Origin of the sequence: Microbacterium sp. NPDC056234 (assembly GCF_042267585.1) — a bacterium.
Classification (GTDB): Bacteria; Actinomycetota; Actinomycetes; order Actinomycetales; family Microbacteriaceae; genus Microbacterium.
Map to the genome: position 1 here is coordinate 758,818 of NZ_JBHJTE010000001.1, position 23,866 is coordinate 782,683.

Sequence of the window (23,866 nt, forward strand, 5' to 3'; positions counted from 1 at the left end):
ATCTCTCGACAGGGCTGGCCGCCGAGCGTTCGGGTCGCACGGCCTGCCGTCATCACCCCGCCGGAACGACGCCCTCCGGGGCCGGAACACGGGAATGCAGGACGTCCGCCACGGTGTGCGCGCGCAGCGCGGGATGTCGGGACACATGCAGTGCGATCGACCGGACGAGGCTGACGACGGCGGGCTGGCGTGCAGCCACGGAGCTGGCGGGCGACGCGTCAGGGTCGACGGTCCATCGGCTCCCGGTCAACGACTCCTCGATGGTGCGCAACGGCGCCCGCAGGCTGGCGTCGCTGAGTCGAGTGTCCTCGACTGCGAACCATTCCAGGATCGCTTCGATGGTCCAATCCTCTGCAAATGGTTCAGTGAATGGCGAATCGGTCGGCGTTCGGTCGCTCATTGGACCAGAATTCATCAGTATGAGCGCCGAAGACAGTGCCAATCAGCGGCTGGTGGACCACAGGACGGCCATCGTCGACTCCGCCGCGCTCGCGGCGCGGCTCGGGCGGTGGGCGCAGGGCGACGGGACATTGTCGACCAGGTTGGCGCTCGCCATCCGCGCGCTCGTGGCCACGGGCGAGCTGCGCCCGGGCGACCGGCTGCCCGCCGAGCGCACGCTCGCCGCGGCGACATCCGTGTCGCGAGGCACCGTGGTCGCCGCGTATGCGGACCTCGCCGAACGAGGGGTGGTCGAGCGACGCCAGGGCAGCGGGACGCGCATCGCAGGGTCGCCGGTCTCGCGGCCGGGGCGGGCCGGCCGGGGAGAGGTGCTCTTCTCCTCACTGCCGAACGCGATCGATCTCCTGCGCTCTGTGCCATCGATTCCGCCGACGGCGGTCGAGATCATCCGCAACCACAAGCCGAGACTCGATCTCGCATTGCTTCCCGAGACGGATCCCGCCGGTCTCCCGATGCTGCGTGCCCAGATCGCCGAGATGCTCACGGCCGGGGGCACACCGACCACGCCGGAGCAGATCCTCGTCACGCACGGCGCGCAGCAGGCGATCAGCCTGGTCGTCAACGCGCTGGTGGGGCCGGGGGACGTCGTGCTCGCGGAGGAGGTGACCTGGCCAGGTGTGACCGACTCGGTCGGCCTGCGCGGCGGCACCGTGCAGGGAATCCCGATGGGCGACGATGGTCTCGACCCGGCGGCACTGGAGATCGCGATGGCACGCTTGCGCCCAGCCCTCGTCGCTCTGAACCCGCATCATCAGAATCCGACGGGGACGCGGTTGCCGGATGAAGCGCGACGACACGTCGCCGACCTCGCTGCGCAGTACGGGGTCCCTGTCGTCGAGGATCGAGTGCTCGCCGGGATATCGTTCGACGGCGTCGCCCCTCCGACGCTCGCGGCGCAGCGGCCGGACGCTCCGGTGATCGTCGTCGAGTCCGTGTCGAAATGGGCCTGGGCAGGCCTGCGGATCGGGTGGCTGCGCGCGGACCCGGTGCTGGTCAGGCGGCTGCGCGGTGCGCGGCAGCTCGCAGATCAATCCACGAGCGTCCCTGCCCAGCTGCTGGCGAGCGACCTTCTCGCCCATACCGCAGCTCTGCAGCGCGAGGTCTCCCACGCCCACCGGGAACGCCTCGCTCTGCTTCTGAGGCTGATGGCCGAGCACCTCCCCGAGTGGACGTTCCGGGCGCCTCGTGGCGGGCTGTCGCTGTGGGCTCGGATGCCGGCCGGATCGGCGGACGCATTCGCGCGGGTCGCCGCCATCCACGGCGTCTCGGTGGCTGGCAGTGCCGAGTTCGCGGCATCCACCTCGCCGGACGACCACATCCGGATTCCGTTCACCGCGTCGGACGAGGTGCTGGCGGAAGGCGTCCGCCGCCTCGGCGAGGCGTGGCGGGAGTACTCGGCCGGGCTGTGAGTCATCGGGGGACGGACGCTGGTAAGTGCCGACATCGCCCGCAGTCCGTCAGCCCGCGACTCGTCCACATCGCGGGCTGACGCCTGTTTCGCGGTCGAGTTACTCTTTGACCGCTCCGGCGGTGAGCCCCTGCACGATCCACCGGCTGGCGAGGGCGAACAGCACCATCGTCGGCAGGATCGTGACAACCGCCGCCGCCGAGAGCGAGCCCCAGTCGACGTTGAACGTCGAGATGAACCCGTTCAGCGTCGCGGGGATCGTACGGTTCTCGGTCGAGTGGATGAGGATCACGGACAGGAACAGTTCGTTCCAGCAGTTCACGAAATTGAAGATGAACGCCGCGATGATGCCGGGTGTGAGCACCGGCACGAGAACCCGGAACAGTGCACCCAGCCGCGAGCAGCCGTCGATCATCGCCGCTTCTTCGAGCGCGACAGGGACGTTCTCGAAGAAACCACGGAGCATCACGGTCGAGAACGGGATGCAGATCGCGACGTAGACGAGGATGAGGCCGAACTTCGAGTCCACGAGCCCGAGGTTCGACATCATCGAGTACAGCGGGCCGAGGGCGATGAACGCCGGGATCATCTGGGTCAGCAGGAACGCGACGAGGACGGCACCCTTGCTGCGGAACTCGAACCGCGAAAGGACGAACGCGCTCAGCAGGGCGATCAACGTGGCGACCAGCCCGGCGCTGAGCGAGACGATGGCCGAATTCATCACGAAGACGCCGAAATCGTTGAACTCGAACAGGTTGAGGTAGTTCTGCACCGACGGCTGGCTCGGCCAGTACTCGATCGGGTAGACGTTGACCGTCTGCGGGGACTTGAACGAGGTCAGCGCGATCCAGTACAGCGGGAACAGCGTGATGATCAGCCACAGGCTCAGCCCGACGAACCTGACCACCCCGCCGATCGTGGGGCGGCGCGTGACCGTGCGGATCTCGGTCCGGCCGGTGACGACCGCCGCCGTGGCGTCCGGGGCGACGAGAACGGTCATTTGCTCACCTTCCGCATGGCCATCAGATAGAAGGCGCAGAACACCAGCAGGAAGGCCACGACGATGAGGCCGATCGCGCTGGCCAGGCCGTAGTTGCCCTTCTGCGTGTAGTTGATCATCCAGGTGGTGATGATGTGGGTCTGGTTCGCCGGTCCACCCTGGGTCATGGCCCAGATGATGTCCGGGAAGTTGAAGATCCAGATGATCCGCAGCAGCACCGTCAGGAACAGCGTCATCGAGATGTACGGGATGATGATCGAGAACAGCTGACGGACCTTGCCGGCTCCGTCCAGGCTCGCCGCCTCCAGCATCTCGTCGGGTACGGACTGGAGGGCCGCGAGGATCATGATCGCGAAGAAGGTCACGCCGTACCAGACGTTCGCGATGATCACGGCGACCATGGCGAGCTTCGGATCGGCCAGCCACGGCAACGGGGCGTCGATGAGACCCGCTTTCATCAGCAGATCGTTGACGACGCCGAACTCCGCGTTGAACATCCAGCGGAAGAGGAGCCCGATGAGGAACCCGGACACCGCCCACGGGAAGAAGACCAGCGCCTGGTAGACGCCGCGGAAGCGGAACCGTTTGCGCAGTGCGAGCGCGATGAGGAAGCCGATGACGAACTGCGGCACGAGCGAGCAGACCACCCACAGCACAGAATTCCAGGCGATCTGCGGGAACACCGGATCGCCCAGCACGGTTGCGAAGTTGTCGAAGCCGACGAACGGCGTCGACGTCAGATCCCAGAGGTTCCAGTCGTGGAAAGCCATCCCGGCGCCCTGCAGCATCGGGTAGTAGGTGAACCAGCAGACGAACAGGATCGCCGGCGACAGGAAGGCCAGGATCGTCCAGGCCTGACGGCGCCCGAACGCCCGTCGACCCTGACGGGCGGGGGACGCCCCGCCGGCAGTGCCGGCGGAACGTCCCGTTCGCATCATCGACGTCATGCGATCATCCCTCGGAGGCGTACTTGTCGACCCAGTAGGCGTCCCAGGACTCGAGCAGTTCAGAGGTGCTCATGTTCCCCAGCAGAACGTTCTGGACATCCTGGTCGGACTTCTGGATCCATTCGGTCCACCAGCTGACGCCGCGCGGCTGCTGCACGTTGACGTAGGTGTCCGGGTCCTCGGTCATGGTGACGTAGCTGGTCCACGGGCCCGATGCGTAGAACTCGTCGTCGGATGCCGCGGCGATGATCGGCACGAGGCTGTTGGCCTGCGCGAACTCGGTCGCGGGCTCCGCGGACGAGAGGAACTCGACCAGCTTCACAGCGGCATCCTTGTGCTCGCTCGCCTCAGCGACACCCCAGCCGGCGACCGCGAGGGGCTGCGCGGCCTTGCCGCTCGGGCCGACGAGCAGCGGCGCGGTGTCCCACTGGTCCTCGGTCAGATTGGAGTCCTGAACCGTCGCGATCACCTCGGGGTCCTGCAGGAGGAACGCCGTCGACCCGTTGGTGAATCCGGCCACCATCTCCGGGTAGCCCCACGACACGGCGGACGGTGGTGAGGCCTGCTCGAACAGGGCGAAGTAATCGTCGACGGCCTCCTGCGCCTCGGGTGCGGAGAAGATCGTGGCGCCGTCCTTGAGGAGGAAGGCGTTCGAGACGTCGAGTTCGTCGATCACGTACGCCTCGATCGCGGCGACGACATTGGTGTTGCCGTTCTGGCCGCCGCGGAACGCGTACCCGTAGACGTTCTTCGAAGGATCCTGGATGGCCGACGCCTGCTCCAGCAGGTCCTTCCAGCTGTGCGGCGGCTCGTCGAAGCCGGCCTCCTCGACGAGATCCGTGCGATAGAACAGCGACAGACCGTAGAAGCCGTAGGGGATGAACAGGCTCTCGCCGTCTCCCTCCGCCACCGTGCGCGCGTTCTCGGTCAGCGCGTCCCAGCCGTCCCAGTCCGCGAGGTCGTCGGTCATGTCGTACAGCCAGCCGTTGTTCGAGAACGGACCGACCGTGATATCGCGGACCTCCAGCACGTCGACACCCTTGCCGGACTGCAACATCTGCTGGATCGTCTGATCGGCCTGCTCGGTCGGCGGCGAGACCAGTTCGACGGTGATGTCGGGATTGGCCGCCTCGAAGTCATCCAGCAGACCGCGGATGACCTCGGTGCGCGCCGGATTCGTCAGGCTCTCGACCATCTGGAGCGTGACCGAGCCGTCAGAGCTCTCGGAACCGCCGCCGGAGGAGCACGCGGTGAGCCCCAGCAGGGCGACGGTGCCCAGGCCTACGGCTGTCGTCAGACGGGTGCGCTTCATGACCTACCTCTTTCTCGTGTGTTTCAGGGGGTCCGGGATGCCGCGGTCGTGACACTGGCGCGGCGCAGGATCTCGGGGACGCAGCGTTCGATGAACGCATCGAAATCGGAGCTCTCGGTGTACAGGTGCACGGAGAGGCGGAAGTATCCGTGTCCCTCGAAGCTCGTGAACGCCGTCTCGACGCCCGCGAGATCGAACAGCGCCATGCGCAGGGCGTCCGCCTCCTCCCGCGTCTTGCCGAGTCCGTCCGGGAGACGGATGAGCCGCATCGAATCGACGGGCATCGGCAGGAGCACTCTGGCGTCTTCCGAGACGTAGGGCTGCATCGCCGCCGCGATCCGTGCGGCACCCTCATCGGCCAGGACGGACATGGCTGCGCGGGTCCTCGACCAGCCGTACTCGCGTTCGATGAAGGCGATCGCCGCCGGTGTGCTGAGGTAGGTGGTCGCATCGATCGTGCCCTGGGTGTCGAAGCGACCGGGGAATGGCTCAGGCGCGCCCCAGGAATCGATCAGGGGCCACAGTTCCTGCCGATCGGCATCCGTCGTGACGAGCAGGGCAGAGCCTCGCGGTGCACACGGCCACTTGTGCATGTTGCCGAACCACCAGTCGCCGCCGCCGTGCAGTGCTGCGTCGGCGATGAGCCCAGGGGCGTGGGCGCCGTCCACCAGGACGCGGATGCCTCGTTCACGTGCGAGCTCGGTGATGCGGCGGGTGGGCAGGCGCCGTGCGGTGGGAGACGTGACCTGATCCACGACGATCAGCCGGGTGCGCGATCCGAACGCGGCGCGGAACGACTCGACGACCTCGTCCTCTTCGGCGAGCAGCGGGAGGTGCACGGCGCGAACCACGGCACCGAACCTCCTCGCCAGCCGAGCAGCCCCCATCGTGACGGCTCCGTACCCGTGGTCGGTCACGAGGATCTCGTCACCGGCTTCGAGATGGAGGCTGTTGTAGACGACGGTGGCCGCGGCGGACGCGTTGGGGACGAAGGCCGCGTCGTCCGCGTCGACGCCGAGGAAGGGAGCTACTTCGGCTCTCGCCTGCGCGACGCGTTCGGCGATGCGCGGGAACCATCCGACCGGGCTGAGATCGGCCTGCTCGCGAAGGGCGTTCTGCAGCTGCACGACCTCGGTCGGCACTGCACCGAACGAACCGTGGTTGAGGTGGATGATCTCGGGGTCGAGCGGCCAGGCGTCGCGGGCGCGCACGCCGGATGCCAGCGTCAGCGGCGCGACGGACGGCATCGAGTCATACATGGGGCCTCGCTCGGGTAGGGAGAACTTGTTGCACAACTGTGCCAGATAATCGAGACAAAGGCACCCCTTAGGCGTAGATTTGGCAAAGTCGTTATACAACTTGAGAAATGCGGAACTGGCCGACAGACTCGGCACAGCCCGCGTGATGAGGAGAGCAAGCGCATGGGAGCACTGGACACCGCGCTGCACGGGCTTCGCGCTCTGATCGCGGACGGCACCCTGCGACCGGGTGATCGTCTGCCCAGTGAGGGGGAGCTGTGCGAACAGCTCGGTGTCTCCCGAGGGTCGTTGCGCGAGGCGATCCGCATGCTTGCGGCCCTCGGAGTGATCGATACCCGCCATGGCTCCGGCAGCTACGTCGGCGACCTGCGCGCCGCCGATCTCATCACCGTGCTGTCCTTGACGGTGGGACTCCTGCCGATGGACGGCGTCCTCGAACTCATCGAACTGCGCCGCGCTCTGGAGTCGCATGCGACCTCGCTCGCGGCGGCACGATCCGACGACGCGATCGTGGCCGAACTCGACGGTCTTCTCGATCGCATCGAGCAGACGGAGGACTTCGACGAGCACTCTCGGCTCGACCACGAGTTCCATATGGCGGTCGCGGCGATGGCGGGCAACGCGGCGCTCACGAGCCTGGTCGAAGTGCTGCGGTCGCGCTCGCGGGAGTTCCGCATCGAGGATCCGGTCGATGCGGCCGAACTCAAGTTCCACTCGGATGCCGGGCACAGGGCGATCCTCCGGGGCATTGCCGCGAAGGACCCGGTCGCAGCAGGTGCCGCTGCTGCCGCACACGTCGCGCAGACCGAGTTCTGGCTGCGCAGGTTCAGTCGTTCATCCGGCGAAACCTGATGTTCACCTCGTCATCCTGACCCTCTCGCCCGCCGAAGGCTCTAGCGTTGAGACATGGTCAAATATCGTTTTCTGGGCAACAGTGGTCTCAAGGTCTCGGAGATCACGTACGGCAACTGGGTGACGCACGCATCGCAGGTCGGCGACGACGCAGCGGTCAAGACGGTGCACGCCGCTCTGGATGCCGGAATCACCACGTTCGACACGGCGGACACCTACGCCAACACCGAAGCCGAGGTCGTGCTGGGCAAGGCGCTGCAGGGTCAGCGCCGCGCAGGCCTCGAGATCTTCACCAAGGTCTACTTCCCCACCGGTCCCAAGGGGCCGAACGACACCGGGCTGAGCCGCAAGCACATCTTCGAGTCGATCAACGGCTCGCTGGAGCGCCTCGGCACGGATTACGTCGACCTCTATCAGGCGCACCGCTACGACTACGAGACGCCGCTGGAGGAGACCTTCCAGGCGTTCGCCGACGTCGTGCGTCAGGGCAAGGCGCTGTACATCGGCGTCTCCGAATGGACGGCGGAGCAGCTGCGAGACGGCCACGCACTCGCCAAGCAGCTCGGCATCCAGCTCATCTCGAACCAGCCGCAGTACTCGATGCTGCACCGCGTGATCGAGGGCAAGGTCGTCCCGGCATCCGAAGAGCTGGGCATCTCGCAGATCGTCTGGTCGCCGATGGCGCAGGGTGTGCTGAGCGGCAAGTACCTGCCTGGTCAGCCGGTGCCGGAGGGCTCCCGCGCGACCGACGAGAAGAGCGGCGCCGGCTTCATCAAGCGCTTCATGAACGACGAGACCCTCTCGGCCGTCCAGCGCCTGAAGCCGATCGCCGAGCAGGCGGGTCTCACCATGCCGCAGCTGGCGATCGCGTGGGTGCTGCAGAACAAGAACGTCGCGGCCGCGCTGGTCGGGGCATCCCGTCCGGAGCAACTCGCCGACACGGTCAAGGCCTCCGGCGTGACGCTGGACGCCGACACCCTCGCGGCGATCGACGCCGCGCTGGGCGATGTCGTGTTCTCGGATGCCGAGGACACCTACGGCGTCTCGCCCAAGACCCGCCTGGTCTGAGGCCCTCGCGAGACCTCTCGCACTGCGAAACCCCGTCGTGTCCATGTGGATGCGGCGGGGTTTCGTCGATACGGAGAGGTCTTGGCGGATGTCGTGATGCTCCGGATGCCGTGGTGGGGCGCGATGAGGAGTTCAGGGCTGTCGCGACGCACGCCACATCGCGATGACGTCCCGACTGCGGTAGCGCAGGAATACTCGTTGCGGACGCGAGCCCCGCATGAGGGCGTCCGTGCCGCCGTCTGCGTAGATGACCTGACCGGTCATGAATCGGTTGCCAGCCGATACGGTGCCTGCCAGAAGCTCGGCGACAGAGTCGACCGGCCCCGGTGCACCGAGAGGCTGCGGGAGCGCGGTCTCGAGCACGGCGCGGTCGCGATCCCAGGTGTCCAGGACGACGTCGGTCGCGATGATGCCGGGAGCGACGGCGTTCAGCACGATGCCGCTGTGCGTCCATCGAGGCGACACCGCGGCCTCCCGGACCCATTGGTTGAGTGCGATCTTGCTGGAGCGGTAGATCTGACTTCCGCGTCGCGTGCGGGTGAGGAAACGTGCGGCCGATCTCGCCTTGTCCTCGTCACCGCTCATGCACGCATGCACCAGCGCGGTGCTGCCGCGGTTCAACGTCGAGGAGGATGAGACGGCCACTGCGGCGGGTGCGTCCGAGGCCGCAAGCAGGTCGCGCAGTCCTTCCAGTGTCGCGACCGCGCCGAAGAAGTTCAGCGACACCGTCGTCTCGCGAGCGGCGCCGGAGCCGGCGCACGCGACGACGCCGTCGAGCCTGCCTCCGCTCAGTGTGCTCACCCGCTCGACGAAGGCGCGCCGGCCCTCAGCGGACCCGAGGTCGGCGCGCACATCGATGTCATCGCCCAGCCCGCAGGTGATGACGCTGCCTTCCTCGGCCAGCCGGAGAGCCGTCGCCCGGCCCAGGCCGGAGTCCGCGCCGGTGACGACGTACACGCGCTGGTCGGAGTTCATGTTCCTATGGTCCGAGAAAGTTTGCAGATCTGCAAACTTTTCTTATGGCAGGTTACGCTTTCTCGTATGACGGGCCCCCAGAGCAACGGACACGACGCGCGCCGGAAGCGCACACGTGACGCGCTTGTGCGCAACGCGGCCCAGCTGTTCGCCGAACAGGGCTACGCCGCGACGACGGTCACGCAAATCGTTCAGCGCGCGGAAGTATCGGAGCGCACCTTCTACGTGCACTTCCCCGCCAAGGAAGATCTGCTCTTCGCGCACGTCGAGGATTTCGCCGCCCTGGCCGTGCAGGTCGCCACCGACACCGACTCCGCGGATCCGGTCGTCCGCGTGCGGGCAGCGCTTCTCGCACTCATCGCTGCCGCAACCGGGGAAGACGACCTCTCGCGCCACGCGGGGCTGCGCGCGGTCGTCGCGTCCGGGGGAAGCATTCCACGGTCGCTTGCGGCGAGATTGATGACGTTGGCGAGTGAGCTCGCCCGTCGCATCGCCGAGATCACAGGCGCCCCGCTCGCCGCCGTCGCGCCGATGGTCGGTGCGGCCGTCGGCGCGGTCGAGGCCGCCGGCCTCATCGGCGGGCGCAACGGCGACAGCGCGCCGGCCCGAAGGAACGCGATGATTCACGCCCTGGACGCCGCGTTGCGCGGATTCCAGCAGGTCTGACTCCCGCGTCAGGTCAGCGCGATGTCGACCTGGAGTTCGGTCGTCAGCCTCTCGAGGTCCGCGCGCAACGCGTCCAGGTCGGCGGATGCCGGTACCTCGGCCACCACGGAGGCCTCGAACAGGCGTCCTCCGGCCATCGCGGCATCCCGCGTCTCGGTCGTCATGCTCTCGATGCTGAGCTCGTGCGTGCGCAGGACGGCGGAGACCTCCCGGACGATACCCGGCCGGTCGTTGCCGAGAATCTGCACCGTGATCGGTCGGGCCTGCGCGTCGTCTGCGGCATCCGAACCGGCGTGCACCGTGACCGTCAGCAGGCCGTCGAGCTCGCGCAGCGCCGCCGTCAGATCGGCGCGGCTGTCGTCGGGGACCGATACCTGGATCACGCCGGCGAACGCGCCGGCGAGCTCCGCCAGCTGACTGTTCTCCCAGTTGCCGCCGTGCTCGTCGACGATGTCGGCGACGGCGGCGACGAGGCCAGGACGATCCGAACCGACGACGGTGAGGATGAGCGTTGTCATGCCAGAAGCGTAGCCCTCAGTCGGTCCAGACACCCGTCGAAAGGAAGCGATCCATCCGAGCCCGATGCGGCGCGAGGTCCCAACCCCGTGCGGCGACCCATTCGTCGTCGTAGTAGGTGCCGGCATAGCGCGCCCCGCCGTCGCAGATCAGGGTGACGACGCTGCCGGTCTCGCCGGCCGCGCGCATCCGCGCGATCAGCTGGAACGCGCCGACGAGATTGGTCCCGGTCGATCCGCCGGCCCAATGCATCGTCCGCTCCTGCAGAAGCCGGATCGCGGCGACGGACGCGGCGTCAGGGATCTGCAGCATCTCGTCGATGACGCCCGGGATGAACGACGGCTCCACTCTGGGGCGGCCGATGCCCTCGATGCGACTCGGCGTCCCTGTCGTGTAGTCGGACGCGCCGGTGCTCCACCCGCCGTAGAACGCCGAGCCCTCGGGGTCGACGACGGCCACCTTGGTGTGGTGCCGCCGGTAGCGGACGTATCGGCCGAAGGTCGCGCTCGTCCCGCCGGTGCCCGCGCCGACGACGATCCAGGACGGGATCGGATGCCGCTCGCGCTCCATCTGACTGAACACGCTCTCGGCGATGTTGTTGTTGCCGCGCCAGTCCGTCGCCCGTTCGGCGTAGCTGAACTGATCGAGATAGTGCCCACCGCACTCGGCGGCGAGGCGCTCGGCCTCCGGGTACATGTCCGGTGCGCGATCGACGTAGTGGCAGCGCCCGCCGTAGAACTCGATGAGCTCGATCTTCTCCGGGCTCGTGGACCGGGGCACGACCGTGACGAAGTCGAGCCCGAGCATCCGCGCGAAGTACGCCTCCGACACGGCTGTCGAACCGCTGGATGCCTCGACCAGCGTCGTTCCTTCATGGATGCGGCCGTTGACGAGACCGTACAGGATCAGCGAACGGGCCAGCCGGTGCTTGAGCGACCCGGTCGGATGCACCGATTCGTCTTTGAGGTACAGATCGATGCCCCACTCGACGGGAAGCGGGAACACGTGCAGGTGCGTGTCGGCGCTGCGGTTCGCATCGGCATCCAGCAGGGTGATCGCGGTGCTGGTCCAGGAGGTCATGACTTCGAGCGTAACCGGGTCATGCCCTGACCGTGCACGGCGAACTCCGCGTCAGGATGGCGTCCGCGCTGCCAGGAACGCGTCGACATCCGCGCGGCGCGGAAGGCTGGGCGAGGCGCCCGGCTTGGTGACCGTGAGGGCTCCGGCCGCGGTGGCCAGGCGCACCGCATCGGCGAGGGATGCGCCGTCGGCGAGAGCGGCCCCCAGGTACCCCGCGTATGCGTCACCGGCCGCGGTCGTGTCGACGGCCTCGACGCGCATCGGAGGGACGAACGATGCGCCGTCGGTGGTGACGACGCTCGATCCCTGTGCGGCGAGCGTGACGACGGCTGCGCCGACACCCTGCTCGAGGAACCATCGGCCGGCTCGTTCGGCGGATGCAGCGTCCGTGACCTCGATTCCGCTGATGACTGATGCCTCGGTCTCGTTCGGCGTCACGATGTCGACGTCGGCCCAGACTTCGGCGGGGAGAGCCGTCGCGGGCGCCGGGTCGAGGATCACCGTGAAGCCCAGCTCGCGTCCACGGGACGTGATGTGCGCTGTGAGCGCCGACGGCGTCTCCAGCTGTGTGAGAAGGATCCCGGTCGTCGGGGCGAGGGCATCGAGGGCGGCGTCGATCTGCTCGACGCTCAACCGGGCGTTCGCCAGCTGCACCACGACGATGTCGTTCTGCGCAGAGGCGTCTACGCGGATGTGCGCGATCCCGGTGGGGCCGGGCACCGTGCGCAGATGCGTCAGGTCCACCCCTGCTGCGCTGAGGCTGTCGACCACGAGCTCGTGGAACAGGTCGTCGCCGACGCAGCCGACGAAGCTCGTCGTGGCGCCCGCGAGCCCCGCAGCGACGGCCTGATTGGCGCCCTTGCCGCCGAGGAAGAGCGTGAACCGGTCGCCGAGGATCGTCTCGCCCCCGGCAGGCAGCCGTTGCGAGAAGGTCGTCAGGTCGGCGCTGACGCTGCCGATGATGACGACGCCGGAGCGGTCCCCGCGGGGTGCAGCGGTCATCATCGCGCCCCTGTGGTGGTCGAGGCCGCCGCCTGGCGCAGCCAGCGCTCGACGCCGGCGATGTGCGCGGTGGCGAGAGAGGTGGCGAGATTCGGGTCGCGCTGCGCGATGGCATCGGCGATGGCCCGATGCTCGGAGAGGGTGCGTTCGACCGCACCCTGCTCGGTGAGCCCGCGCCACACCCGCGCACGCACCGTCTGGCTGCTGAGATGCTCGATGAGGCTGGCGAGATAGGCGTTGCCCGCCATCCGGACGATATCCCGGTGGAAACGGATGTCGTGCGCGACGAGATCGTCGATCGAGACATCCGCACGGATGCCGTCGAGCTCGTCGTGCAGCGCCTGCACGTGATCGTCGTCGCCGAGAGTCGCGGCGAGTCCGGTGGCCTGGGATTCCAGCATCCGCCGGACCGCGAAGATCTCGAGCATGGAATCGTCGTCGTGCATGTCCACGACGAACGAGATCGCCTCGAGCAGCAGGTGGGGCTCGAGGCTCGTCACGTACGTGCCGTCGCCGCGCCGCACGTCGAGCACGCGGATGACCTCGAGGGCCTTGACGGCTTCGCGCATCGAGTTGCGAGACAGGCCGAGGCGCTCGGCGAGCTCCTTCTCGGGGGGGAGGCGGTCGCCGGGGGCGAGTTCGCCCGACACGATCATCGCCTTGATCTTCGCGATCGCCTCGTCCGTCACTGCCATGCGGTCATCCTTGCACAGTGATCGGATGTCTGCGGCAGGATGGATGCATGCGCGCCCTCGACTCCCATCTGCACCTGTGGGATCCGTCCCGTCTCGACTACCCCTGGCTCGAAGGTCCGTTGCGAGCCCGGTTCGGTCCTGAGGAGTTCCTCGCCGCGCGCGGTGCGGATGCCGTCGAGCATGCAGCCGTGTTCGTCCAGGCCGCGTGCGTCGACGAGCAGTACCTGGACGAGGTCGCCTGGATCGCCTCCGTGGCCGACCTCGTGGGAGTGCGCGGTATCGTCGCCGGTGCGCGGCTTGACCGCGGCGAGGAGACCAGACGCTACCTCGACGTGCTCTCGTCGCGGCCGCTCGTCGTCGGCGTGCGACACCTGCTGCAGGGGGAGCCGGTCGGCTTCGCCGGCACCGAGGCCTTCCGCGCCGGGGCGCGGGAGCTCGTCCGCCACGGCCTCACGTTCGATGCCTGCATCCGCGGTGCCGCGCAGCTGCGCGACGTGATCGCGCTGGCCGAGGCGGAACCCGAACTGCGCATCGTGCTCGACCATCTCGGCAAACCGGCCGTGGGGACGGCATCCGATCCGCTCCTCCCCGATGCCGAGTGGGCCGATGCGGTCTCCGACCTCGCGGGGCATCCTCAGGTGTCCTGCAAACTCTCGGGGCTGCCCGCCGAGGCTGGCGGCTCGTGGAACAGCGCGCAGGTCGAACCGTTCCTGGACGTCGTCGCGAACGCATTCGGGCCGGAGCGCATCATGATCGGCAGCGACTGGCCGGTATCCGCGATGGCGAACGGCGGCCCGGATGCCGAGGCGATCCGGAACTGGACGGACGCCGTCGCCCAGTGGGCCGAAGCGCGCGACCTCGACGTGGACGCCGTGCTCTGGCGCAACGCCGCGCGGTTCTACGGGGTGGGGTGACGCCTCGCTACTGCGTGCGCAGGCGCAGCTGCGCCATCCCTCCGTCGACTTCGATGAAGGTTCCGGTGGTGGATCCGGCATCCGGACCGACGAGGTAGGCGACCGCCGCGGCGACCTCCTGCGGCGACACGAGCCGGCCATGCGGTTGACGCGCTTCCAGTGCGGCGCGCTCGGCGACCGGGTCGTCGGACTGCTCGAGCAGTCGTCCGACCCAGGGGGTGTCCGCCGTACCGGGGTTGACGGCGTTCACGCGGATGCCTTCGCGCAGGTGATCGGCGGCCATCGCCCTGGTGAGCGCGGACACCGCTCCCTTGGCGGCTGAATACAGTGCGCGCTGCGGAAGCCCGATCGTGGAGGCGATGGAGGCCGTGTTGCACACCGCGGCCGCGGGGGAACGCCGCAGCCACGGGAGCGCCGCCGAGGTGACGCGCGCGATCCCGGTGACATTGATCGAGAGCACGCGGGCCCACTCGTCGTCGTCGTTGGCCGCGACGTCGCCGACCGCGCCGACGCCGGCGTTGTTCACGACGATGTCGATCCGTCCGAAGCGCTCGGCGACCGCGGCGACGGCCGTGTCGACCGATGCACGATCCGAGACGTCGGCGGCGAACGCGGCGAACGATGCGCCGGATGTGTTCAGATCCAGCACGGCGATCTCGGCGCCATCGGCGTGCAGCCGTTCGGCGATCGCAGCGCCGATGCCGGAGGCGCCGCCCGTGACGATCGCGACCAGTCCTTCGAGCCGTCCGCTCATTCCGCGGCCTTCCACGCGACGAACTCCTGGCGCTGGCGGCCGAGGCCTTCGATCTCGATCTCGACGACGTCGCCCGCCGTCAGGTAAGGGAACTTTCCGCCGAACGCCACGCCCTGCGGCGTCCCGGTGAGGATCAGGTCACCCGGTTCGAGGGTGACGTACTGCGACAGATGGTGCACGATCGTGCGCACGTCGAAGATCATGTCGTTCGTGTTCGAATCCTGACGAGGCTCCCCGTTGACCCAGCTGCGCAGGCGCAGCTCATCGACGTCCACCTCATCGGGCGTGACCAGCCAGGGGCCGGTGGGGTTGAAGCCGAATGCGATCTTGCCCTTCGACCACTGTCCGCCCGAGACCTCCATCTGGAACGCCCGCTCGGAGACGTCGTTGGCGACCACGTAGCCGGCGATGTGCGCGTCGGCCTGCTCGGGGGAATCGAGGTACGCGGCGCGCTCGCCGATGACGATGCCGAGCTCGACCTCCCAGTCCGTCTTCTCACTGCCACGCGGGATCGTCACGGTGTCGTTCGGACCGACCACGGTGTTCGGCGTCTTCAGGAACATGATCGGGATCGTGGGCGGCTCGGCCCCGGACTCGCGGGCGTGAGCCGCGTAGTTCTGGCCGATGCAGACCACCGCGCTCGGGCGGGCGATGGGGGCGCCGATGCGCAGCTCGGCTGCTCCGGCGAGCTCGGTCAGCTCACCGGCATCCAGAGCCGAGGAGACCCGTGCGCGGAAGTCGCTGGACAGGAAGTCCCCGTCCACATCGGATGTCACCGGTCGTAGGTCGAGGTGGCGATCGCCGTCAACGAGGACGGGGATCTCGGATCCAGGGGCGCCAAGCCGCGCGAACTTCATGATTCTCCTGCTTCGTCGGGGAGGGGCCGTCCTGCGGCCGATGTCATTGACAGTATAGACATCGGATGTTTACACTCCAAGAGATCCGCGTAGATCGAACAGTGCTGCGCAAGGAAGAGGAAACAGTGAGCCGCATCGTCGCACTCGAGACCACCGACGTCCGCTTTCCGACGTCGTTGAGCCTCGATGGCTCGGACGCCATGAATCCCGACCCCGACTACTCGGCGGCGTACGTCGTCATCCGCACGGATGCCGGGGATGCCGGCCATGCCTTCGTCTTCACGATCGGCCGGGGAAACGACGTGCAGGTCGCCGCCATCGATGCGCTCGCCGGGCACCTCATCGGACGCGAGGCCGAACCGCTGCTGGACGACATGGGCACCACGTTCCGAGACATCATCGGCGACTCGCAGCTGCGCTGGCTCGGCCCGGAGAAGGGCGTCATGCACATGGCGATCGGCGCGGTGATCAACGCGCTGTGGGACATCAAGGCCAAGCGCGCCGGGCTCCCGCTCTGGCAGCTGCTCGCACGGATGACCCCCGAGCAGATCGTCGACCTGGTCGACTTCCGCTACCTGACGAACGCCCTGACGCCGGAGGATGCGCTCGAGATCCTCCGGGCCGCTGTCCCCGGGCGCGCGGAGCGCGAGCAGGAGCTGATCGACACCGGCTACCCCGGGTACACGACCAGTCCCGGCTGGCTCGGCTACTCGGACGAGAAGCTCGAACGCCTCGCGCGCGAGGCCATGGCCGACGGGTTCACGCAGATCAAGCTCAAGGTCGGGGCCGATCTCGAGGACGACATCCGCCGCTTCCGCAAGGCTCGCGAGGTCGTCGGACCCGATTTCCCGATCGCGATCGATGCGAATCAGCGCTGGGAGGTGTCGGAGGCGATCGAGTGGGTGAACGCACTCGCCGAGTTCCACCCGGCCTGGGTCGAGGAGCCGACGAGCCCGGACGACGTCCTCGGTCACGCCGAGATCGCTCGAGGGATCGCCCCGATCAGAGTCGCCACCGGCGAGCACGCGCAGAATCGGGTGATCTTCAAGCAGCTGCTGCAGGCGGACGCGATCAGCGTCATGCAGATCGACGCCGTACGCGTCGCCGGTGTCAATGAGAACATCGCCAATCTGCTGCTCGCCGCGAAGTTCGGCATCCCGGTCTGTCCTCATGCCGGCGGGGTCGGGTTGTGCGAAGCCGTGCAGCACCTGTCGATGTTCGATTTCGTCGCCGTGACCGGCACGCGCGAGGGGCGCCTGATCGAGTTCGTCGATCACCTGCACGAGCACTTCGTCGTGCCGACCGACATCCGCGGCGGCTCGTACATGGCGCCGACCGCGCCGGGCGCCGGCATGGAGATGAAGGCCGAGAGCATCGCCGCGTACACCTGGACGGGTGCGCATGCCCTCGCGTGAGCTCCCGGCGCTCGGGTACGGCGCCGCGAACGTCGGCAACCTCTTCCGTGCGCTCACGGACGAGGAGGCCTGGGAGGTCCTCGACGCAGCCTGGGAGAGCGGCATCCGCTATTTCGACACGGCGCCGCACTACGGGCTCGGACTCTCCGAGCGTCGGCTGGGAGCATTCCTGCAGACCAAACCGCGCGACGAATTCGTGCTGTCCACCAAGGTCGGGCGGATCCTGCGGCCCAACCCCGAGCACACCGGCGGTCTCGATACCGCGCACGACTTCCACGTGCGGGACGACCTCACGCGGGTATGGGACTTCTCGGATGCCGGGATCCGCACGAGCCTCGACGAGTCGCGGGATCGGCTGGGCATCGAACGGATCGATGTCGTGTACCTGCACGACCCGGAGCGGCACGACCTCGACCTCGCGGTCGACAGCGCCTTCCCCGCACTCGAGCGTCTGCGCGCCCAGCACGAGGTGAGCGAGATCGGCATCGGTTCGATGGTCGCGGAGGCGCTCACGCGTGCCGTCCGCGAGGCCGACCTCGACACGATCATGGTCGCCGGGCGCTACACGCTGCTCGAGCAGCCTGCCGCCGTCGATGTGCTTCCGGCCTGCGACGAGACCGGCACGGGGATCGTCGCGGCATCCGTGTTTAACTCAGGTCTGCTGGCGCAGAGCGAGCCGCGGCGCGACGGACGCTACGAGTACGGCACGCTGCCGGACGAGCTGTGGGAGCGTCTGGTGCGGATCGCCGACGTCTGCCGCGCCCACGACGTTCCACTCCCCGCGGCGGCGATCCAGTTCCCGCTGCGGGCTGCCGCCGTGCGCTCGGTCGTCGTCGGCGGCAGCCGTCCGGACCAGCTGCGCCAGAATGCCGAGTACGCCGCCCTCGGCATCCCCATCGACCTGTGGGCGGAGCTGGCGGACGAGAGACTGATCCCAGGAGGTCAGGATGCTTGAGGGAATCCACCCGCTGCTCACCGGCGAGCTGCTGCTGCACCTGGACCGGATGGGCCACTCCGACTCCGTCGTCGTCGGCGATGCGCATTTTCCGGCGTGGGCGATCGGTGCGCGAGTGGTGGATCTGCCCGGCACCACGACGCCGGAGGTCGTCGCGGCGATCCGCACCGTGCTGCCGCTGGACGACGCGCCGGGCCTGGATCTCATGGAGTCCGCGGATGCCGCGGTGCTCGATGTCCAGCGGGAGCTGATGGCGGCCGCAGGCGTCGTCGAGACGACGACGCGCTTCGTCGAGCGCTTCGCCTATTACGACGTCGCGAAAGGCGCGTATCTCATGATCCGCACCGGCGAGACGCGGAAGTACGGCAACGCGCTGCTGCGCAAGGGGGTCGTCGGGCACCCCTCCGGCTGACGGTGGCTACGGTGCGGTGAGGACCTGATCGGCGACCTCTTCAGCGGAGCGCCCGTCGGTCTCGATGACGACGCTCCCCGCCGGTCGGATGCCGAGGTCGGCGGCTTCCCGAACGGACGCGGCGATCGACGCCGCGATCTCCTCCTCGCCGAGCCCGAGCCGCTGGTCCCCCGCGAGCGGCGGACCGCCACCCGCTGCTCTCGCGCGGATCCGCGCGGCGATCGCATCAGGCGCGGCGTCGAGCCAGAACACCCGCGCGGTCGGAAGCGTCCGCCCGAGCTCTCCGACAGTGACGGCGTCGCCGGTCGCGATGAGGTGCTCTATCCCCCTGGCGGCCATGACGAGAGCGAGGGCACCGGTGTTCTCGGCGCGCAGCGACGCCTGCGCGTGCGGATCACGGCCGAGGAAGCCGAGCTGATGACTGTCGATGTACCCGATGCGTTCTCCTGCCCAGGCGGACTTGAGGAACGCCAGGAACCCGACCGTCGAGACACCGACTCCGCCGGGACCGGTGACGAGGGTGACGGAGACCGCGGCATCCGATTCGGGCGGGAGCGGACGGGTCGGACGGGGCGAGCCGATGAGCGCTTCCGCCGTCCCGACGAGCAACTGCGCGACCAGCTCGGCCGACGACTCGGTCGTGTCGACGGAGAGGTCGACCCAGGTCGCATCGAACCGGTGCGCGTACGCCACGGATTCGGGAGCGAGTTCCACGTTCCAGCCGCGCTGCCCGACGCGGTCGACGAGTGCGTCGTCGGCCGCGTGGAGGTGGATCACGCGCACGTCCTCACGGGCGACACCGGGCAGCAGGCGTGCGAGGTGGGACTCGTCGTCCATGAGGCCGGCGATGATCAGCAGTTCGGCTCCGGCGGTGCGGAACCGCGGCTCGAGGGCGAGGAGGCCGTCGGCGATGAAGTCATCCTCGCCGGCGTCGACGCCGCTGGTGTTGCGGAGCTGGTCGGCATCGAGGAACGCCGCCGACAGGCCGCGGAGTGCCAGGCGCTGCTGCAGCATCCAGCCGACGGTGGATTTTCCGACGCCGGATGGGCCGGCCAGCCAGAGGAGGGGAAGCATCGGCTCAGCGTAGCCCGAGGAATCAATCGATACTTGTCAGTCGATTATCGATTACGCTACGGTTGGCGCATCCACCCCTGCCGTGCACGGATGCACGGCGCCCCAGAGTCTGGAGACCGCGATGAAGCGAGCTGCGACGACATTGATCCTGACCGCCCTGGTGGCGACGGCACTGCCCGTCCTCCACCCCGACCCCGCATCCGCTGTCGACGAACCACCGGGAGACGTGATCTACGTCGCCCCGGGAGGCGACGATGCGGCAGCTGGCTCCCTCGACGCGCCGCTCGCGACGCTCGAGGCGGCCCGAGACCTCCTTCGCGAGCGCAAGGAGGCCGGCACTCTGTCGGCGGACGGCGCGACCGTCTACCTGCGCGAAGGCAGCTACCAGCGTTCCGCATCGTTCGCACTCGGCGCCGAGGACTCGGGAACGGCGGACGCCCCCATCGTCTACCGGTCGTATCCCGGCGAGGTGGCGACCCTCACAGGCGGCCAGACCCTCTCGTACGAGGACTTCCGCCTGACCGAGGATCAGGCAGTCCTGGACCGCGTGATCGAAGAGTCCGCCAGGGACGACATTCGGGAGATCGACCTGGCCGCGCTCGGCATCGACGACTACGGTCAGCTCAGCCGCCACGGCTACTGGAAGGCCAACGACGTCAGCAGCACCCCGCCGATGGAGTTCTACATCGACGGCCAGGGCATGACGCTCGCTCGCTGGCCCAATGCCGGTGCGGCCAAGGACACCGTCCAGATGGGTGACATCATCGACCCTGGACCCACGCGCGCCGATGCCGATCTGCAGGACCGTGGCGGCACGTTCACGTACACCTACGACCGTCCGCAGCACTGGACCCAGGCGGAGGACGTCTGGCTGGACGGCATCTTCGGCTACAGCTGGGAATGGTCGTACAACAAGATCGAGGCCATCGACACCGAGGCCAAGACCATCACCCTGCGCTACGGCGAGATGTCCGGGATCATGAAGAGCTGGTTCCCCGACTTCCACTTCGCGCAGAACCTCCTCGAAGAGCTCGATGCTCCGGGGGAGTATTACATCGACCGGGCCGCGGGCAAGCTGTACCTCGTGCCGAACGCCGCGTTCCTCGCCGGTCGAGGCGAACCGGTGGTGACCACGCTCGACGAGCCGATGATCCGCGCCGACGGCGCCTCGCACATCACCTTCGACGACCTCGTTCTCGAGTACGGGCGCGCCACGGCCGCTGTCATCCTCGGCGGCTCGAACGTGACGATCCAGCACAGCGACATCCGCAACTTCACCGACGGCGGCGTGCTCATCAACTCGCCGGGCCGCTACACCTACGACGGCATCCCGGTGAACCGCGGTGGCAAGGACCACGCGGTGCTCGACAGCGAGCTCAGCCACATCGGCGGCGTCGGCGTCGTGCTGCAGGGTGGTGACAAGACCACGCTGACGCCGGGCAACAACAGCGTGCAGAACTCCGAGATCCACGACTTCGCGTACTACCACAAGGCCTACAACCCCGGCGTGATGTTCGACGGCGTCGGCAACGTGGCCCGCGGCAACGAGATCCACGACGCCCCGCACCCCGGCATCATCGTGCACGGAAACGATCACCTGTTCGAGCAGAACGAGGTCTACGACGTCTGCAAGACGTTCCACGATCTCGGGGCCATCTACATGAATGCGGGAATGACGCCGCAGCAACGCGGCCACGTGTTCCGGCAGAACTACTTCCACGACATCGGCGCCGGCATGGCCGGCGTCGAAGGGATCTACGCGGACAACTTCACGTGGGACCTCACGATCGAGAAGAACATCTTCGTGAACATGGGAAACAGCGCGATCAAGAGCGGATCGGCCGACTACATCGAGGCCACGAACAACATCTTCGTCGACGCGAACGTCCCGTACGACAACTACGAGCTGTGGATGGGCGATCAGGAGGGCAATGTCGTCGATCGCTCCTACATGCCGGAATGGGAGAAGGTGTTCGCCGAGAACAACGACTTCGTCGGCACGCCGTATCTCGAGAAGTACCCCGAGCTCGGCCACTTCTTCGAGGACAACCACTACTTCCCCGACCACAGCACGTTCGCCAGGAACGTCGTGTGGAACCCGACCGTGCCGCGCCAGTCCCAGGTCAACACGCAGGGGGCGAGAGACGTCAAGGAGCTGCTGAACTACGACGGCAACTGGGTGAGCGATGGTGATCCAGGATTCGTCGATGCGGCGAACGGCGACTACCGACTGACCGAGGACGCGGCGGTGTTCGCACAGATCCCCGGATTCGAGGACATCGGCTTCGACGAGATCGGTACGAAGGGCCACATCGGCCAGACGCAGTCGCCCGAATCGGTGCCGCTCGAGGCGGTCGCATTCGATGCGGATGCCGTCACGCTCGACGTCGGCAAGGAACTGCTCGTGCGGGCGACGCCTCTGCCGTGGAACGCGGACGACGCCGGTCTCGTCTACTCGTCGGCCGATGAGTCCATCGTGACGGTCGACGACGGCACGCTGGTCGGCATGGCACCCGGTTCGACGACCGTGACGGTGGCCGCGGCATCCGATGCCGGAATCTCGGACACGATCGAGGTGACCGTCGGCGAGGGTGACGGCGTGCTGCACTTCACCGACTTCGAAGACGGCTCGAACGGCTGGCCGACGGACCCGAACCGCAGCATCGTCACCGGCGACGGCGGCGATCACGTCTACCGGATCGTGAACGGCGCGAACTCGCAGCTCCCGAGGGACTTCACGAGCTTCGTGCTGGACTTCGACGTCACGACGCCGGCGACGATCCCCGCGAATGCCGTCATGATCGTCTACAACCGCAACAGCGCCGGCGGCGGCTACATCCGCTATCGCAACGCCGCGGCGGGTCCCACCTGGACGATCTTCGACAACGCCTGGCAGACCGTTGGCGAGGTCGTGCTGGATCCGGCGAAGGCGCTGCCGGCCGGGGCCACCAGCCATGTCCGCATCGCCGTGCAGGACGGCGTGATCCGCATCGTCGTGAACGGCGAGGTCGTGCTCGAAGGCACCGACCCCGCACCGGGAGCGGCGGGGAAGGTCGGGTTCTACACCGAGGGCTTCGCGCACCTGGACTACGACGACATCGGCTTCTCGATCTCGGCGGTCCCGGTGGACGGCATCTCCCTCGACGCGGCCGAGCTCGCCCTGCAGACCGGGGAGCGCCGTCCGGTGATCGCGACGGTGTCTCCGCAGGACGCCAGCGACGTGCGGGTCACCTGGTCCAGCAGCGACCCGGCCGTGGTGTCGGTCGCCGACGGCACCGTGTCCGCGCTCGCCGCGGGCGAGGCGACGGTCACGGCCACGTCGGTCGCGGACCCGTCGATCTCGGCGACCACGGTGGTCACGGTCGCGGATGCCGAGCATCCGAAGGTCGCGCTCGGCGACCAGCTGGCGGATGCCGCGAACTGGACGCAGTCGGACAAGCTCGACTTCGATCAGGGGACCATCCGGGTCAATGCCGAGGGCGTGCACGGCTACGAGACCGAGCGGTTCGGAGACGGGCTTCTCGAGTTCGATGCGGCCTTCGGTGCGTTCGACGGCGGGTGGTACGGCTTCCAGGTGCGTTCCGACCAGACGGGCATCCCCGCCTGGCAGAACTCCAACACCGGCTACCTCGTGGTCATCAAGGAGGACACGATCGAGTTCCAGAGCTGGAGCCCTGGGCAGACCATGCTCGACGTCATCCCGAACGCCGTGATCGAGCCGGGAACGACGCACCGCGTCGCCTTCGGCGCCGTCGCGGAGGAGACCGGGACCCGCGTCGTCCTCCAGGTGGACGGCAAGACGGTGTGGAACCGACTGGATGCCAGAGAGAACCTGCGCATCGGCACGGATGGGTTCTTCAACGTCTACCACTACGCCAGGCAGAACAGCATCACGCTGACGAGAGTCGCGCCGCCTGCGACCGTGACGGGGGTGGCGTGGGCCGCCGATGCCGCGCCGAAGGTCAAGTACGTCGTCGGGGAGGAGCTCGATGTGACCGGGATGACCTTGGAGGTCACCTGGAGCGACGGGACGACATCACGGGTCGACGTCACCCCGGAGATGGTGACCGGCTTCGACAGTGGAAAGGTGCGTCCGCACCAGAAGCTGTCCATCGCGTACGAGGGGAGCGCGGTGGAACTGACGGTGTCCATCAAGAAGAAGCAGAAGTGAGCCGGTGGCGGGGGGGGGGGGGGGGGCGCGACGCGGCGAGCGCCCCGCAAAAGCAAGTGTACAAATGAAAAAAAA

At 67.9% G+C, this 23,866-nt stretch carries 22 protein-coding genes; 9 read left to right on the forward strand and 13 right to left on the reverse strand.

All coding sequences use genetic code 11. The annotated features are described in order from the left end of the window. Positions 1 to 52: 52 nt before the first annotated feature. Positions 53 to 400 (reverse strand): hypothetical protein, encoded by a 348-nt coding sequence (locus ACFCYE_RS03775; protein ID WP_376176404.1) that lies wholly within the window; start codon positions 398 to 400, stop codon positions 53 to 55. A 19-nt stretch (positions 401 to 419) separates the two neighbouring features. Here ACFCYE_RS03775 and ACFCYE_RS03780 point away from each other — a divergent pair, with 19 nt between their 5' ends. Further along, positions 420 to 1,868: a PLP-dependent aminotransferase family protein gene (locus ACFCYE_RS03780; RefSeq protein WP_376176406.1), complete on the forward strand. Its 1,449-nt coding sequence runs from the start codon at positions 420 to 422 to the stop codon at positions 1,866 to 1,868. Between the two features lie 99 nt (positions 1,869 to 1,967). On the opposite strand, the gene ACFCYE_RS03785 is transcribed toward ACFCYE_RS03780, so the two are convergent. Genes ACFCYE_RS03785 through ACFCYE_RS03800 form a run of 4 tightly spaced genes read right to left on the reverse strand, consistent with a single transcriptional unit; the run spans position 1,968 to position 6,385 of the window. After that, a complete protein-coding gene (locus ACFCYE_RS03785) occupies positions 1,968 to 2,867 on the reverse strand; it encodes a carbohydrate ABC transporter permease (protein ID WP_376176408.1) in 900 nt (299 codons plus the stop codon). Next, on the reverse strand, positions 2,864 to 3,814 hold the full coding sequence (locus ACFCYE_RS03790; protein WP_376176410.1) for a carbohydrate ABC transporter permease: 951 nt from the start codon (positions 3,812 to 3,814) through the stop codon (positions 2,864 to 2,866). The genes ACFCYE_RS03785 and ACFCYE_RS03790 overlap by 4 nt, the downstream gene beginning before the upstream one ends. 4 nt (positions 3,815 to 3,818) lie before the next feature. Then, positions 3,819 to 5,126 (reverse strand): ABC transporter substrate-binding protein, encoded by a 1,308-nt coding sequence (locus ACFCYE_RS03795; RefSeq protein ID WP_376176412.1) that lies wholly within the window; start codon positions 5,124 to 5,126, stop codon positions 3,819 to 3,821. 23 nt (positions 5,127 to 5,149) lie between these two features. Next, the gene (locus tag ACFCYE_RS03800; RefSeq protein WP_376176413.1) at positions 5,150 to 6,385 is read right to left on the reverse strand and encodes an aminotransferase class V-fold PLP-dependent enzyme; all 1,236 of its coding nucleotides are present in this window, start codon (positions 6,383 to 6,385) and stop codon (positions 5,150 to 5,152) included. Positions 6,386 to 6,547: 162 nt separating this feature from the next. On the opposite strand from ACFCYE_RS03800, the gene ACFCYE_RS03805 reads away from it, so the two are divergent. Together ACFCYE_RS03805 and ACFCYE_RS03810 are read left to right on the forward strand one after the other, a co-directional pair. Next, on the forward strand, positions 6,548 to 7,237 hold the full coding sequence (locus ACFCYE_RS03805; protein WP_376176415.1) for a FadR/GntR family transcriptional regulator: 690 nt from the start codon (positions 6,548 to 6,550) through the stop codon (positions 7,235 to 7,237). Positions 7,238 to 7,291: 54 nt separating this feature from the next. Continuing rightward, complete coding sequence (locus tag ACFCYE_RS03810; protein ID WP_376176417.1) at positions 7,292 to 8,305, forward strand: aldo/keto reductase family protein; 1,014 nt, start codon at positions 7,292 to 7,294, stop codon at positions 8,303 to 8,305. A 132-nt stretch (positions 8,306 to 8,437) separates the two neighbouring features. On the opposite strand, the gene ACFCYE_RS03815 is transcribed toward ACFCYE_RS03810, so the two are convergent. Beyond that, complete coding sequence (locus tag ACFCYE_RS03815) at positions 8,438 to 9,280, reverse strand: SDR family oxidoreductase (protein ID WP_376176419.1); 843 nt, start codon at positions 9,278 to 9,280, stop codon at positions 8,438 to 8,440. A gap of 66 nt (positions 9,281 to 9,346) precedes the next feature. Here ACFCYE_RS03815 and ACFCYE_RS03820 point away from each other — a divergent pair, with 66 nt between their 5' ends. Continuing rightward, entirely contained in the window at positions 9,347 to 9,946 is a 600-nt protein-coding gene (locus ACFCYE_RS03820; RefSeq protein ID WP_376176420.1) for a TetR/AcrR family transcriptional regulator, read from the forward strand. An 8-nt stretch (positions 9,947 to 9,954) separates the two neighbouring features. Here ACFCYE_RS03820 and ACFCYE_RS03825 read toward each other — a convergent pair whose 3' ends face one another. The 4 genes from ACFCYE_RS03825 to ACFCYE_RS03840 are packed head-to-tail and all read right to left on the reverse strand — an operon-like array spanning position 9,955 to position 13,239. Continuing rightward, positions 9,955 to 10,464, reverse strand: coding sequence for a glycine cleavage system protein R (locus ACFCYE_RS03825; protein ID WP_376176422.1), 510 nt, complete (start codon positions 10,462 to 10,464; stop codon positions 9,955 to 9,957). A 16-nt stretch (positions 10,465 to 10,480) separates the two neighbouring features. After that, the gene (locus tag ACFCYE_RS03830; protein ID WP_376176424.1) at positions 10,481 to 11,542 is read right to left on the reverse strand and encodes a PLP-dependent cysteine synthase family protein; all 1,062 of its coding nucleotides are present in this window, start codon (positions 11,540 to 11,542) and stop codon (positions 10,481 to 10,483) included. 51 nt (positions 11,543 to 11,593) lie between these two features. After that, positions 11,594 to 12,544 carry a ribokinase gene (locus ACFCYE_RS03835; RefSeq protein WP_376176425.1) on the reverse strand — a complete coding sequence of 317 codons (951 nt, stop codon included), beginning with the start codon at positions 12,542 to 12,544 and terminating at the stop codon, positions 11,594 to 11,596. Beyond that, a complete protein-coding gene (locus ACFCYE_RS03840; RefSeq protein WP_376176427.1) occupies positions 12,544 to 13,239 on the reverse strand; it encodes a FadR/GntR family transcriptional regulator in 696 nt (231 codons plus the stop codon). The genes ACFCYE_RS03835 and ACFCYE_RS03840 overlap by 1 nt, the downstream gene beginning before the upstream one ends. A gap of 47 nt (positions 13,240 to 13,286) precedes the next feature. Between ACFCYE_RS03840 and ACFCYE_RS03845 the strand changes: the two genes are divergently transcribed. Further along, a complete protein-coding gene (locus ACFCYE_RS03845; protein ID WP_376176429.1) occupies positions 13,287 to 14,153 on the forward strand; it encodes an amidohydrolase family protein in 867 nt (288 codons plus the stop codon). 7 nt (positions 14,154 to 14,160) lie between these two features. Here ACFCYE_RS03845 and ACFCYE_RS03850 read toward each other — a convergent pair whose 3' ends face one another. Continuing rightward, complete coding sequence (locus tag ACFCYE_RS03850; RefSeq protein WP_376176430.1) at positions 14,161 to 14,907, reverse strand: SDR family NAD(P)-dependent oxidoreductase; 747 nt, start codon at positions 14,905 to 14,907, stop codon at positions 14,161 to 14,163. Next, positions 14,904 to 15,764, reverse strand: a complete 861-nt coding sequence (locus ACFCYE_RS03855) for a fumarylacetoacetate hydrolase family protein (protein ID WP_376176431.1) — start codon at positions 15,762 to 15,764, stop codon at positions 14,904 to 14,906. The genes ACFCYE_RS03850 and ACFCYE_RS03855 overlap by 4 nt, the downstream gene beginning before the upstream one ends. A 125-nt stretch (positions 15,765 to 15,889) precedes the next feature. Between ACFCYE_RS03855 and ACFCYE_RS03860 the strand changes: the two genes are divergently transcribed. Genes ACFCYE_RS03860 through ACFCYE_RS03870 form a run of 3 tightly spaced genes read left to right on the forward strand, consistent with a single transcriptional unit; the run spans position 15,890 to position 18,546 of the window. Then, a complete protein-coding gene (locus ACFCYE_RS03860; protein ID WP_376176433.1) occupies positions 15,890 to 17,179 on the forward strand; it encodes an L-fuconate dehydratase in 1,290 nt (429 codons plus the stop codon). Beyond that, entirely contained in the window at positions 17,166 to 18,134 is a 969-nt protein-coding gene (locus ACFCYE_RS03865; protein WP_376176435.1) for an aldo/keto reductase, read from the forward strand. The genes ACFCYE_RS03860 and ACFCYE_RS03865 overlap by 14 nt, the downstream gene beginning before the upstream one ends. Beyond that, positions 18,127 to 18,546, forward strand: a complete 420-nt coding sequence (locus ACFCYE_RS03870; protein ID WP_376176437.1) for an RbsD/FucU family protein — start codon at positions 18,127 to 18,129, stop codon at positions 18,544 to 18,546. The genes ACFCYE_RS03865 and ACFCYE_RS03870 overlap by 8 nt, the downstream gene beginning before the upstream one ends. Before the next feature lie 6 nt (positions 18,547 to 18,552). Here ACFCYE_RS03870 and ACFCYE_RS03875 read toward each other — a convergent pair whose 3' ends face one another. Further along, positions 18,553 to 19,620, reverse strand: coding sequence for an AAA family ATPase (locus ACFCYE_RS03875; protein WP_376176438.1), 1,068 nt, complete (start codon positions 19,618 to 19,620; stop codon positions 18,553 to 18,555). A 121-nt stretch (positions 19,621 to 19,741) separates the two neighbouring features. Here ACFCYE_RS03875 and ACFCYE_RS03880 point away from each other — a divergent pair, with 121 nt between their 5' ends. After that, positions 19,742 to 23,791, forward strand: coding sequence for an Ig-like domain-containing protein (locus ACFCYE_RS03880; protein WP_376176440.1), 4,050 nt, complete (start codon positions 19,742 to 19,744; stop codon positions 23,789 to 23,791). The last annotated feature ends 75 nt before the right edge of the window (positions 23,792 to 23,866 follow it).

Excerpts from the sequence above, each read along its gene's own strand:
- ACFCYE_RS03775 (WP_376176404.1), bottom strand. The coding sequence starts at position 400 with ATGAGCGACCGAACGCCGACCGATTCGCCATTCACTGAACCATTTGCA.
- ACFCYE_RS03780 (WP_376176406.1), top strand. The coding sequence starts at position 420 with ATGAGCGCCGAAGACAGTGCCAATCAGCGGCTGGTGGACCACAGGACG.
- ACFCYE_RS03785 (WP_376176408.1), bottom strand. The coding sequence starts at position 2,867 with ATGACCGTTCTCGTCGCCCCGGACGCCACGGCGGCGGTCGTCACCGGC.
- ACFCYE_RS03790 (WP_376176410.1), bottom strand. The coding sequence starts at position 3,814 with ATGACGTCGATGATGCGAACGGGACGTTCCGCCGGCACTGCCGGCGGG.
- ACFCYE_RS03795 (WP_376176412.1), bottom strand. The coding sequence starts at position 5,126 with ATGAAGCGCACCCGTCTGACGACAGCCGTAGGCCTGGGCACCGTCGCC.
- ACFCYE_RS03800 (WP_376176413.1), bottom strand. The coding sequence starts at position 6,385 with ATGTATGACTCGATGCCGTCCGTCGCGCCGCTGACGCTGGCATCCGGC.
- ACFCYE_RS03805 (WP_376176415.1), top strand. The coding sequence starts at position 6,548 with ATGGGAGCACTGGACACCGCGCTGCACGGGCTTCGCGCTCTGATCGCG.
- ACFCYE_RS03810 (WP_376176417.1), top strand. The coding sequence starts at position 7,292 with ATGGTCAAATATCGTTTTCTGGGCAACAGTGGTCTCAAGGTCTCGGAG.
- ACFCYE_RS03815 (WP_376176419.1), bottom strand. The coding sequence starts at position 9,280 with ATGAACTCCGACCAGCGCGTGTACGTCGTCACCGGCGCGGACTCCGGC.
- ACFCYE_RS03820 (WP_376176420.1), top strand. The coding sequence starts at position 9,347 with ATGACGGGCCCCCAGAGCAACGGACACGACGCGCGCCGGAAGCGCACA.
- ACFCYE_RS03825 (WP_376176422.1), bottom strand. The coding sequence starts at position 10,464 with ATGACAACGCTCATCCTCACCGTCGTCGGTTCGGATCGTCCTGGCCTC.
- ACFCYE_RS03830 (WP_376176424.1), bottom strand. The coding sequence starts at position 11,542 with ATGACCTCCTGGACCAGCACCGCGATCACCCTGCTGGATGCCGATGCG.
- ACFCYE_RS03835 (WP_376176425.1), bottom strand. The coding sequence starts at position 12,544 with ATGACCGCTGCACCCCGCGGGGACCGCTCCGGCGTCGTCATCATCGGC.
- ACFCYE_RS03840 (WP_376176427.1), bottom strand. The coding sequence starts at position 13,239 with ATGGCAGTGACGGACGAGGCGATCGCGAAGATCAAGGCGATGATCGTG.
- ACFCYE_RS03845 (WP_376176429.1), top strand. The coding sequence starts at position 13,287 with ATGCGCGCCCTCGACTCCCATCTGCACCTGTGGGATCCGTCCCGTCTC.
- ACFCYE_RS03850 (WP_376176430.1), bottom strand. The coding sequence starts at position 14,907 with ATGAGCGGACGGCTCGAAGGACTGGTCGCGATCGTCACGGGCGGCGCC.
- ACFCYE_RS03855 (WP_376176431.1), bottom strand. The coding sequence starts at position 15,764 with ATGAAGTTCGCGCGGCTTGGCGCCCCTGGATCCGAGATCCCCGTCCTC.
- ACFCYE_RS03865 (WP_376176435.1), top strand. The coding sequence starts at position 17,166 with ATGCCCTCGCGTGAGCTCCCGGCGCTCGGGTACGGCGCCGCGAACGTC.
- ACFCYE_RS03870 (WP_376176437.1), top strand. The coding sequence starts at position 18,127 with ATGCTTGAGGGAATCCACCCGCTGCTCACCGGCGAGCTGCTGCTGCAC.
- ACFCYE_RS03875 (WP_376176438.1), bottom strand. The coding sequence starts at position 19,620 with ATGCTTCCCCTCCTCTGGCTGGCCGGCCCATCCGGCGTCGGAAAATCC.
- ACFCYE_RS03880 (WP_376176440.1), top strand. The coding sequence starts at position 19,742 with ATGAAGCGAGCTGCGACGACATTGATCCTGACCGCCCTGGTGGCGACG.